Below are 11150 nucleotides of genomic sequence, written 5' to 3'. Positions count from 1 at the left end.
TTGAAATAACATATCCCTGCTTTTCTGAACATCGATAAATTCAAAAATTGTATTTCTCGAGTTTTTCTGGTGATTGTAATGAAATTGATAGTACTTGATTTAGATGGTACATTGTGGGACCATTACGATGCTTCTAGACTTGTCCCTCCCTTTACGAGGAGGGGAAATGAGATAATAGACGCATACGGAAATAAGTTGAGGCTGTTTGACGGTGTCTTGGAGTTTTTGGAATGGGCAAGAGACAGGTTTCTTCTAAGCATTGCAAGTTGGAACATTGAGGAGCTTGTTAGGCCAATTCTGGAGGGGTTTGGCATTTGGGAGTATTTTGTCTTTCCAAAAATAGAATACCACCCAGACAAAGCAGATATGATACTTCGAACATTAGAGCAGATTGAGATGAGAGGATACAAAATATCGGAAGTTATTTATGTTGATGATAGAACAATTCACCTTGAGGATGTAAAAAAGATGATTCCAAACCTTAGGTTTATACACATGTGGGTTGATGTAAAGAGCTTTGAGGAGCTTAGAGAACTCCTAGAAAGTTTATAATGGTGGTATAAATGGAGCTTTTGGTTGTAACTGACAGAAAAATAAACTATGATGGTTCAGCAATAAAAAGCCACTGGGCTTACAGGAACTTTGGAGTTTTGGGGAATTCTATAGTGGTTTTTAGGGGCAAATGTGATGTAAAAGTTGAAGAAATGATTGATATCGAAGATCTCCGGCAGAAAAAGGAAATCAAAAGCGATGATATGGTTCACTACATAATAGAGGTTTTTGAGTATCCCAATGTTCTTCTGGCATCTGCTCTCCAAAAGCTCTTTATAGCAAAGCTTTGCGAGCTATTAGGGGAGTACGGCATAAAAACTTTCAGGAAAGGTGACGACATCTACGTAAACGGCAGGAAGCTCAGTATTTCAATAGCAACGGTTTCACCGGTTAGCATAAAGATACACATTGGGATAAACGTTGAGGCAAAAGGAATTCCGAAGGGAGTCAATGCAATTGGGCTTAAAGAGCTTGGAATTCTTGATGTTTCAGATTTCATGGAAAAGAGCGGAAAAGCCTTGGCTGAAGAGTTTACCAAAGTGAAGAAAGACAGCCTTAAAGTTAGGTGGGCTGAATAGTTAGACTACCGGGTAAAGAAAAGCGGCCACCAATGGAACAGCTAAGTTGTCATCCAGGAATCTCTGATATTCTGCCAAAGTTAATATCAAGCTCCATATTAGCTTTATTGTAAAGGATTTTTCCGGAAGAACTGCAAACGCTATTAAAAACGCTGTTACGAAGTACCCGAGGCTACCGCTCCAATGTTTTTTGAGTTTTACATTGTATCCATTTTTTCTGAAGTAATAGAACCTCAAAATGCCTGTAATACCATCACTTATCGCCATAACCAACAATACTGCAGTGGCGTATTCTCTTGGGAGAAAAACAACCACAAAAGAAGCAGAAAATGCAAAAAACACCTCACCATAATTTCTATTTATTTGATACCAGGAGAGCTCTTTTCTCTTTATGTGGGTTATTAACTGGGCCAGTGCGAAGGCAAAAGCTGCAATAGCGAAGATTTCTCTTGGAATTTTTCCAGTGTAATAAAACACTATCGCAGGTGTAATGCTGAAGTGGATTATCTTTCTATTGACCCAAGCATATTCTTCTCCGACCTTCTTTGTAACTCCTATTGAGAGTATAATAATGCTAGCTGCAATGCCGGCATAAAGTAACCATGCAGGGAACATTGATTTCACCAACAGGAAATTAAATGTTGAGGAAACTAATATATCTTTTGTCCAGTTTCGGTGATTTTTTGAACGTTGAAGACTTTTGGCATCCCCTGGCCAAAGCTTAAAAAGTGTCATCCCATACTTACCTGCAGGTGAGGAGAATGGTTCATTGGGCTGACTACATGGCTGAAAAGATCATCAAAGAGAGAGGAGACAAAGAGGAGTACGTGGTAGAAAGCGGAATAACGCCGAGTGGTTACGTTCATATAGGAAACTTTAGGGAGCTTTTCACAGCTTATATTGTGGGACATGCACTGAGGGACAAAGGAAAAAAAGTTAGGCACATTCACATGTGGGATGATTACGATCGCTTTAGAAAGGTGCCAAAAAACGTCCCCAGAGAGTGGACTGAATACTTAACGATGCCTGTCAGTGAGGTTCCAGATCCATGGGGGTGTCACGACAGCTATGCGGATCATTTTATGGATCTCTTTGAAGAAGAAGTGGAAAAGCTTGGGATTGAGGTCGATTTTCTAAGAGCGAGCAGACTCTACAAAAGCGGAGAATATGCAAACGAAATCCGGTTGGCCCTCGAGAAGAGAGAAATGATAATGGAAATTTTAAACAAATTTAGAGATATGGCAAAACAGCCTCATTTGCCCGATGACTGGCAGCCAGTACAGATTTACTGTCCAAAATGTAGGAAGGAAGCTGACTTTGTTGAATGGGACGGAGAGTGGAAGGTTTTCTATAAGTGTCCACACTGCGGGGCTGAGGGCGAAAGCGATATCCGCGAGGGCAACGTCAAACTAAGGTGGCGTGTTGATTGGCCTATGCGCTGGGCCCACTTCAAGGTTGACTTTGAACCAGCTGGGAAGGACCATCTCGCCGCTGGGGGCTCCTACGACACCGGACGGGAGATAGTGGAGAAGGTCTTCGGTTGGAAGGCTCCGATAGACCTCATGTACGAATTCGTCGGAATCAAAGGACAGAAGGGCAAGATGAGCGGGAGTAAAGGGAACGTTATCCTCCTGAGCGACCTCTATGAAGTTCTTGAGCCCGGTGTTATAAGGTTCATCTATGCAAGGCATAGACCGAATAAGGAAATCAAGATTGATTTGGGTTTAGGTCTGTTGAATCTTTACGACGAATTTGACAGGGTTGAGAGATTGTACTTTGGATTAGAGGAATTTAAAAACCCTGAAGAAGCTGAAGAGCTTAAAAGAACGTATGAACTTTCAATGCCTTCTCTGCCGAGCCGTTTGATTGCTCAGGCTCCGTTTAGATTTCTCGTAATCCTTGTTCAAATGCCCCACCTAAACGAGGAAAAGATAGTGGAGATACTTAAAGAGCAGGGCCATGTTCCGGCAGAACTGAACAAGGAGGATTTAGATAGGATTCGGCTCAGAATACGCCTCGCTAAGAACTGGGTCGAAAAGTATGCTCCCGATGAGGTTAAATTTGAGATTCAGGAAAAAGTTCCACAAGTTGAAGTAAGTGAAGAAATAAGAGAGGCCCTCATGGAAGTTGCAGAGTGGCTTGAGAGAAGAGAGAAATTCACGGTTGATGAGTTGAGCTCAGTTATATTCAACGCCGCCAAAAAGAGAAACATCCCAAGCAAGAAGTACTTCAAAGTTCTTTATAACCTCTTCATAGGAAAAGACAGAGGACCGAGACTTGCACCATTCTTGGCATCGCTTGATAGGGAATTCGTCATAAAGAGGCTTAAGCTTGAGGGCTGATTTTTATTTTTTATATACCTCTAGGTATGATACGTCGTCAAGTTTAACGCTTTCTACAGGAGTGAAATAGAGTTTTGCAAGCAACTCTACGGCAGTTTTCCCCCATATTGCAAATCTCACCCTAAAAGAATCTTTCTCGCTCTTGTACTCTATCACGGCAGTTTTTTCCTCTTCGTCAATTATTACCTTGCTTATCCAGTACTCCTCCCCGACTATGGTTCCCATTTGGATTCTTGGAAGAAGCTCCCTCATGTCCACAAAATTTATCAGAAACAGCCCATCTTTTTTAAGGACTCTTTTAACCTCTTTAAAGACTTCATTAAGTTCTTTAGGTGAGAAGTGGACAGTTGTATTTCCGAGAAATAGAACGTAATCGAAGGTTTCACCTTCAAAGGGCAGCCTTCTTGCGTCCCCAACTATAAATTCCACCTTGGAGTTTTTTTCTTTTGCATAATCTCTGGCTTTTTTAATCATTCCTTCATCGATATCAACGCCAACAACTTCAAAGCCGTACTCTTCAAGAAGAAAGGAGAATCCTCCGACACCACATGCTAAGTCCAAAACTTTTCCTTTTCGCTTCATAAATCTGAGCAGATAAGGTTCGAGCTCTTCTATCCTCCGTTGGTATTCCCTCGAGTCTATCTGAGTGTAGGCCTTAAATGCTCGGTAATACTCTTTAAAGCTCATGTTAGGGAATGAGGTGAGTTACCAAATAAACCTTCCGCCAGATTTTTAACCCCTCCACCTTAATTTTCTTGGTGGTGAAGTGTGGAGTTCAATCTGATAATAGCGGGAGTCGGAGGACAGGGAGGGTTAACACTCTCAAGAATCATCGGAAATGCCGCAATGAAGGAGGGATACAATGTTAGAATAGGAGAAACCCTTGGGATGAGCCAGCGCTACGGTAGTGTGCTTAGTTATCTCCGATTTGGGGAGGAAGTTTATTCCCCTCTTATTGAGGAAGGGGAAGCGGATTTAATGCTTGCTCTTGAACCGGCTGAAGCTCTTAGGAACGCAAGATTCCTAAGCGGTAAAAGTCATGCTATAGTAAATGCTTATCCCATCCATACAGCCACAACTTTGGTCGGAAAAGAAAGATATCCAAGTCTTGAGGAAATAAGCAGTGCTCTTTCAAGGATATGCAATGTTGAAATGAAGAACTTCCAGAAAGAGGCGGATAGAATAAATCCCCGCACTCTAGGAGTGCTTATGCTTGGATTTGCCTATGGTAAAGGTTTGGTTCCATTGAAGAAGAAGAGCATTCTGGATGGAATTCAGGAAACATTAAAGCCAACGCTTTGGGAAGTTAACATTAAGGCTCTTGAAAGGGGAATAGAACTCGCTAAATGATCTCTCTTTATTATTCTTAGTGCAACCAAAAAGCACTTAAATTATTTAGGCTAAACTAATTCAGGTGAGGTTTGTGGAAATAACAAAGAGAGAAGAAGAGTACCTTGAGACTATGTACATACTCCAGAAGAACAAAGGAATAATCAGAGTAAAGGATATCTCAAAAAAACTGGGCGTTAGACCTCCAAGCGTAGTAGATGCGTTGAAAAAGTTAAATGAAAAAGGTTTGATAGATTATGAAAAGTACGATAGGATTCTTTTAACTGAAAAGGGGCTTAAAATAGCTAAGGAAACTTACCAAAAACATGTCCTCCTGATGAGATTTTTTACCGAGATACTTGGAATTCCCCCGGAAATAGCGGAGGAAGACGCGTGCCAGTTTGAGCATTACGTTCATGAGATTACAGCTGAAAGAATGAGGGAGTTTGCCCAGTATATCCAAGAACACTGCCCCTACGTCCTCAAGCAGTTTCTTAAAGAACACATGGAAAAAGAAGAGGCGAAGACTCAAAAGAGTCCTCCCAAATAGGCAAAGTAGCCTATGAAGATTAATGCCAATACGTACATCAGTGGGTGTATCTCTTTTCCTCTTCCGCTGAACAGCTTTATTATGGTGTAGCTTATAAAGCCCATTCCTATTCCGTCTGCTATTGAATATGTGTAGGGAATTGTGATGAGCACTAGAAATGCAGGAATAGCTTCGCTTGCGTCATCGAAGTCAACTCCCCTTATTGCACTTAACATGTAGTAACCAACTATAACCAAAGCCGGTGCGGTAGCAAAAGCCGGAATTGCTTGCGCAATGGGTGCTATGAACAATCCTATGGCAAGGAAGAGTAGACCTGTCACTAGGGCTGTCATCCCTGTTCTTCCACCCTCTTCAATTCCAGCGGCGCTCTCTATATACGTTGTTACGGTTGAAGTTCCAAGGAGTGCTCCAAGTGTTGTGCCTATTGCATCCGTCAAGAGGACTTTCTCTGCATCCGGCACTTTGCCTTCTTTTGTCAGGAAACCTGCCTTGGCACTTAACCCCGTTACTGTTCCAAGGGTGTCAAAGAAGTCGACCATGAAGAAGGCAAACACTACACCAATTGCCCCTACGTTGAGGAGGCCTTGAAGGTCAAGCTTTAGGAAGGTGTAGCTTATGTCTGGAGTTGAGAAGAGATGTTCTGGCCAGGGTGCAGCTCCGCTTATCCATCCCAAAATGCTTGTGGTAAGGATTGAAATTAATAGAGCACCCTTCACTCGGAGACTTATGAGGATTGCAGCTAAGAACAGCCCGAATAGGAACAAAAGACCTGCTTTTGTTCCGAGTACTGAGGCATTAAACCCGGTGAACTTGAGCACTCCGTTGTTGTCAACAAAAGCAGTTAGAAGACCAACGTCATTGAGTCCTATCAGTGTTAAGAAAAGCCCTATTCCGGCTCCAACGGCATATTTCTGACTTAGTGGAATTGCATGAATTATTGCGCTTCTAACTTTAGTAATGCTTAGTATTATGAAGAGTATTCCCTCAATGAAAACTGCTGCGAGCGCTACTCTCCAATCATAGCCCATTCCAAGCACAACGCTGTAAGCAAAGTAAGCATTCAGTCCCATTCCAGGAGCTAGGGCAAAGGGCTTTTTAGCATAAATTCCCATTATGATGGTGGAAATTCCTGCTGCAAGTGCCGTTACTGCTACGAGTGAGTTAAAAGCCTCCTTTCCCATTGCGTCGCTGAGAATTGCAGGGTTTACAAAGAGGATATATGCCATTGTCATGAAAGTAGTTATCCCCGCGAGTACCTCGGTTTTCATATCCGTTCTGTACCTCTCAAACTCGAAATATTTCTCGAGAACCTCCATCTCTCTCACCCCTAATTGATACGAAAGTGATAAAACAACTAGGATATTTAAACATTTTGAACATAAAAATGTTAAACAAAAACATGGAAAGAGTTTAATTGGAAGAGTCCTCAGAAGATAGGGGATGAGCTTATGCGGATTAATGAAGAACAAAGGAAGAGGCTTGGAAAGGATGCCCTTGATTATCATCGAAATAATTTTCCCGGAAATGGAAAAATAGAGGTTATTCCCAAAGTTAAGGTCGAGGATTTCTATGATCTAAGCTTGGCTTATACTCCTGGCGTTGCTGAACCGTGTAAGGCCATAGCGAATGGAGAAAGCTATGAAGAGTACACCTCTATACCCAACACCGTGGCTGTAGTTACGGACGGTTCTGCGGTGCTTGGGCTGGGAAACATTGGGGTTCTAGCTGGAATGCCCGTGATGGAGGGTAAATGTGTTCTCTTCAAAGCCTTGGCCGGTGTAGACGCGTTCCCTATACTGATAGACAGCGATGATGTGGATGACATCGTAAGAACGATTAAGCTGATTTCAAAGGGCTTTGGGGGTATAAACTTGGAGGACATCTCCGCCCCAAGATGCTTTGAAATTGAGGAAAAGCTTAAGAATGAAGTCGATATTCCGGTTTTTCATGACGATCAGCACGGTACAGCTGTTGTAACCCTTGCTGGTTTAATGAATGCACTCAAGCTTGTTGGGAAGAGCTTTAGCGATATAAAAATCGCTATCAGTGGTGCCGGTGCTGCAGGAATTGCTATAGCAAAGCTTCTGCATTATGTAGGAGTTAGAGAAATAGTGATGGTTGACAGAAAGGGGATAATCCACGAGGGAAGAGGGGATTTAAACCCTTACAAAAGGGAAGTTGCCAAATTCAACATCCATAATGTGGAGGGAGATCTTTCAAAAGCCCTTGAAGGTGCTGATGTTTTCATAGGCGTAAGTGTTGGCAATATCCTTAGTGAAAAGATGGTTAAGAAGATGTCAGATGATGCAATAGTCTTTGCTTTAGCAAACCCAATCCCCGAGATTATGCCCGAAAAGGCCAAAAAAGCTGGGGCAAAAATAGTCGCAACAGGGAGGAGCGATTACCCAAATCAAATCAACAATGTTTTGGGCTTTCCTGGAATTTTTAGAGGGGCTTTAGATGTTAGAGCTAGGGAAATCACCTTGAATATGAACATAGCTGCCGCTGAAGCGATAGCGAACTGTGTGAGTGATGAAGAGCTGTCCGAAGAGTACATAATCCCCACTCCATTGCATCACGAGGTGTATCCAAAAGAAGCAAGGGCGGTTGCAGAACAGGCTATAAAAGATGGAGTTGCAAGGAGAAAAGTTAGTGGGGAATGGGTGGAGGAGCATACTAGGAAGCTGAGGGAGTTCTACCAGCGTTACATTGCTCCAATAAACAGAGAGAGAAAAAAGCTAAACTTCCTTTAATATCTGCTCAGGAGCGTCGGCAAAAGCTACCAAATATTCTGCCTCAACTATGTGTAGCCTTCCGGGCACTATCAGAACATGAGGTTGCTTTCCGAAGTCCTTCTTTATCATCTCTCCTACATAACCAGCTTTGAGCGTTGGGTTTAGGGAGCCTGCTCTTGCGAGAACCACCACGAGGGTATTCTCGGTAAATACCCCCTCTCTTTTTTTGTCCTCTACTTGAAGGAGAATTTCCATAGCTTCATTGGCAGTCATGTACTTTCCTTTGTCTGCTTTGATGTCTAGGAAGAGAAGTGTATGAAGACCGCGTTCTTTGTTTTCTTTGACTGTATCATAGTGGCTAGTTGGAAACCAATTCCTTTCTGGATATGCCACTGTTGCACTCTTTCCAAATTTGTATATTTGAAGTCCGGTTATGGCAACAGCGGAATATATTGAGGGAGCATGAACAACGTAGCTTTCTATCCCCATTTGTTTTGCCCTTATCCTTAAATCTGCGTGGGTTGTTGCCACCATTGGGTCTCCTGCCGTGAGAAAAGCAACATCTTTGGCTTTTGCCTCTCTGAGAACTATCCTCTCAAAGTTCAGTTCAACATCTTCTCTGTTTAATAGTTTTATCGGTTTTCCTATCTGCTTTTCTATTCTCTCTATGTCAGTACCGGCTAGAAGGGAAGTATAAAACTCTGCAAACACTAGATCACATTTCCTTGCTATTTCCAGGCCCTTAAGGGTAATATCCTTTTCATCGTAAAGTCCCAGTCCTATGAAGTAGATCGCCATTTTCCTCACCTCTTTTTCTAAGGATGATAAGGCTAAAAATCTATTCCAAAAACTTTAAAATAGCTTTTCATGAACTTTTTCCGACGGTTTTGATGAAAGTTAGTGGAGGGAGCGAAGATGAAAGCGGTTGTTGAGAGAGTTAGAGAGAAAACTCCAATACCCGTTTACGAGAGGACAATTGAGAACGTGTTGAGTGCCATTCTTGCGAGCAGCGATCCGTGGAGAATAGTAGACCTTAGTGAAGAACCCCTTCCCCTAGTAGTTGCTGTGGTTGAAACACTTCACGAGCTGGGTTACGTGGAGTTCAAAGAGGGGATAATCCTTACTCAGAAGGGAAAGGAGCTTGTGGAGAAGTATGGAATCGGAAGGAGAGAGGACTATACCTGCAGGCACTGCCAAGGAAAAACAGTTGAACTTGATGCTTTTAGCGACCTCCTTGAGGAGTTTAAAGAAATAGTGAAAAACAGGCCGGAGCCAAAGCATGAATTTGACCAGGCATATGTGACTCCGGAAACAACAGTTGCAAGGGTAGCTTTGATGCATACGAGAGGAGACCTTGAAAATAAGGAAGTTTTTGTCTTAGGGGATGACGATTTAACGAGCATTGCTTTAATGCTCTCAGGCCTTCCAAAGAGAATTGCGGTTCTCGATATTGATGAGAGACTCACAAAGTTTATTGAGAAAACTGCAGAGGAAATCGGCTACAACAATGTGGAGATATTTACCTTCGACCTTAGGAAACCTTTACCTGACTATGCCTTGAGGAAGTTCGATACCTTTATCACTGACCCCCCCGAGACAGTCGATGCGGTTAGAGCTTTTGTTGGAAGGGGGATTGCAACACTAAAAGGGCCGGGGTGCGCGGGTTACTTCGGAATTACAAGAAGGGAAAGTTCAATTGACAAGTGGCACCAGATAGAGAAGCTCCTCATAACTGAATTCAACGTAGTCATAACGGATATAATAAGGAACTTCAACGAGTACGTCAACTGGGGATACGTGGAAGAAACAAGAGCATGGAAACTCTTACCAATAAAGACAATGCCCACATACAACTGGTACAAGAGCTATATGTTTAGAATTCAAACCATCGAGGGATCCAGAGGTTATGAAAAGGAAATCACAGTTGGTCAGGGACTTTATGACGACGAGGAAAGCTCAACAACTTGATTCTTTTTCCACATTTTTGTTCCATAAGGTTTAAATTTGTTGTTTAGAAACTTTTTTCAGGTGAGGAAAATGAGTGAAAACACTAAGATTACAAAGGAAATGATTCTTGAAAAGCTTAAAGAGGTTATTGACCCTGAAATTGGCATAGATGTTGTTAATCTGGGCCTCATATATGAGCTCAAGATAAATCCTGACAATACGGTCTACGTTAAGATGACCATGACAACTCCTGGATGTCCCCTTACCATGTGGCTTCTTCAAGCTGTAGAGCAGAAAATTCTAGAAATTCCTGGAGTTAAGGATGCAGAAATAGAGCTCACATTTGACCCTCCCTGGACTCCGGATAGAATAAGCGAGGAGGTCAAGAAAAGGTTGGGAATGATTTAAGTAGCCTCCTAATTTTTTTAAACTAATCTAATAGTTCGAAACCTTTATATTATAACCTTTGTTATATTGATATGGTGATTCAGATGGCCCAGTGGAAGGTTAGAGTTGATCAAGATGTTTGTATAGGGGATGCTATTTGTGCAAGCCTCTGCCCAGACGTTTTTGAGATGAACGATGAGGGAAAGAGCCAACCTAAAGTTGAAATTATTGGAGAAGATCTCATTGATTGCGCCAGAGAGGCTGCCGAGGCCTGTCCTGTAAGCTGTATATACATTGAAGAAATTTGACGTTTTTATCAATTCTCTTTTGTCTTGCTCTCTGTTTTCTTCTTTGACCTCAAGCATTGACCTGTCTCTTTAGGATGTGTAGTGTAACCTTTAGTTTAAAAAAGGTTTTTAAACTTAGTTTTCCCTTTATTCTTGAAGCTCTTTGGAGGTGTCGGCAATGAAGGTTAGTGTTGATAAGGACACATGCATTGGGTGTGGAGTTTGCGCAAGCATCTGCCCAGACGTTTTTGAGATGGACGAGGATGGAAAGGCTAAGGCAATTGTGCCTGAAACTGACCTCGAGTGTGCAAAAGAGGCAGCAGAGAGCTGCCCAACTGGATCAATCACAGTCGAGTGAACTTCTTTCCTTTTTTCTTAACTCTTTAGGATTTGGGTTTTTGAGAACTTTAGCGGTCAGAGCCCCCACCAAGCATCACAGCTAA

13 protein-coding genes and 1 pseudogene are annotated in these 11150 nt (G+C 42.3%); 10 read left to right on the top strand and 4 right to left on the bottom strand.

Annotated features, from left to right (window positions below):
• Positions 1-78 precede the first annotated feature (78 nt).
• Positions 79-552 (top strand): magnesium-dependent phosphatase-1, encoded by a 474-nt coding sequence (locus ACZ5NL_RS05180; RefSeq protein ID WP_464843326.1) that lies wholly within the window; start codon positions 79-81, stop codon positions 550-552.
• An 11-nt stretch (positions 553-563) separates the two neighbouring features.
• Positions 564-1130, top strand: a complete 567-nt coding sequence (locus ACZ5NL_RS05175) for a DUF366 family protein (RefSeq protein WP_464843287.1) — start codon at positions 564-566, stop codon at positions 1128-1130.
• On the opposite strand, the gene ACZ5NL_RS05170 is transcribed toward ACZ5NL_RS05175, so the two are convergent.
• Positions 1131-1745, bottom strand: a complete 615-nt coding sequence (locus tag ACZ5NL_RS05170; protein WP_464843286.1) for a diacylglycerol/polyprenol kinase family protein — start codon at positions 1743-1745, stop codon at positions 1131-1133. It abuts the gene before it with no gap.
• A gap of 146 nt (positions 1746-1891) precedes the next feature.
• Between ACZ5NL_RS05170 and lysS the strand changes: the two genes are divergently transcribed.
• Positions 1892-3472: a lysine--tRNA ligase gene (lysS, locus tag ACZ5NL_RS05165; RefSeq protein WP_464843325.1), complete on the top strand. Its 1581-nt coding sequence runs from the start codon at positions 1892-1894 to the stop codon at positions 3470-3472.
• A gap of 3 nt (positions 3473-3475) precedes the next feature.
• Here the strand turns inward: lysS and ACZ5NL_RS05160 are convergent, their stop codons facing one another.
• Positions 3476-4159 carry a class I SAM-dependent methyltransferase gene (locus tag ACZ5NL_RS05160; protein WP_464843285.1) on the bottom strand — a complete coding sequence of 228 codons (684 nt, stop codon included), beginning with the start codon at positions 4157-4159 and terminating at the stop codon, positions 3476-3478.
• Positions 4160-4240: 81 nt separating this feature from the next.
• Here ACZ5NL_RS05160 and ACZ5NL_RS05155 point away from each other — a divergent pair, with 81 nt between their 5' ends.
• Entirely contained in the window at positions 4241-4822 is a 582-nt protein-coding gene (locus ACZ5NL_RS05155) for an indolepyruvate oxidoreductase subunit beta (RefSeq protein WP_464843284.1), read from the top strand.
• Between the two features lie 73 nt (positions 4823-4895).
• Positions 4896-5351, top strand: a complete 456-nt coding sequence (locus ACZ5NL_RS05150; RefSeq protein WP_464843324.1) for a metal-dependent transcriptional regulator — start codon at positions 4896-4898, stop codon at positions 5349-5351.
• Here ACZ5NL_RS05150 and ACZ5NL_RS05145 read toward each other — a convergent pair.
• Entirely contained in the window at positions 5330-6667 is a 1338-nt protein-coding gene (locus ACZ5NL_RS05145; RefSeq protein ID WP_464843282.1) for an NCS2 family permease, read from the bottom strand. The two genes, ACZ5NL_RS05150 and ACZ5NL_RS05145, sit on opposite strands and share 22 nt — an antisense overlap.
• A gap of 132 nt (positions 6668-6799) precedes the next feature.
• On the opposite strand from ACZ5NL_RS05145, the gene ACZ5NL_RS05140 reads away from it, so the two are divergent.
• Positions 6800-8104, top strand: coding sequence for an NAD(P)-dependent malic enzyme (locus ACZ5NL_RS05140; RefSeq protein ID WP_464843280.1), 1305 nt, complete (start codon positions 6800-6802; stop codon positions 8102-8104).
• On the opposite strand, the gene dph5 is transcribed toward ACZ5NL_RS05140, so the two are convergent.
• Complete coding sequence (gene dph5 / locus ACZ5NL_RS05135) at positions 8090-8884, bottom strand: diphthine synthase (protein ID WP_464843279.1); 795 nt, start codon at positions 8882-8884, stop codon at positions 8090-8092. The two genes, ACZ5NL_RS05140 and dph5, sit on opposite strands and share 15 nt — an antisense overlap.
• A gap of 117 nt (positions 8885-9001) precedes the next feature.
• Between dph5 and bpsA the strand changes: the two genes are divergently transcribed.
• The 4 genes and pseudogenes from bpsA to ACZ5NL_RS05115 all read left to right on the top strand — a co-directional run bounded on the left by bpsA (position 9002) and on the right by ACZ5NL_RS05115 (position 11065).
• A complete protein-coding gene (gene bpsA / locus ACZ5NL_RS05130) occupies positions 9002-10054 on the top strand; it encodes a N(4)-bis(aminopropyl)spermidine synthase (protein WP_464843278.1) in 1053 nt (350 codons plus the stop codon).
• 75 nt (positions 10055-10129) lie between these two features.
• A pseudogene (locus ACZ5NL_RS05125) lies at positions 10130-10441 on the top strand (metal-sulfur cluster assembly factor); the annotation flags it as partial.
• Between the two features lie 83 nt (positions 10442-10524).
• Entirely contained in the window at positions 10525-10728 is a 204-nt protein-coding gene (locus tag ACZ5NL_RS05120) for a ferredoxin (protein ID WP_252743873.1), read from the top strand.
• A gap of 157 nt (positions 10729-10885) precedes the next feature.
• Positions 10886-11065: a ferredoxin gene (locus tag ACZ5NL_RS05115; protein WP_464843276.1), complete on the top strand. Its 180-nt coding sequence runs from the start codon at positions 10886-10888 to the stop codon at positions 11063-11065.
• The last annotated feature ends 85 nt before the right edge of the window (positions 11066-11150 follow it).

It is taken from the genome of Thermococcus aegaeus, assembly GCF_055393685.1.
The sequence above is the reverse complement of the archived record's forward strand: the minus strand, read 5'-3'. Positions and strand labels throughout refer to the sequence as shown.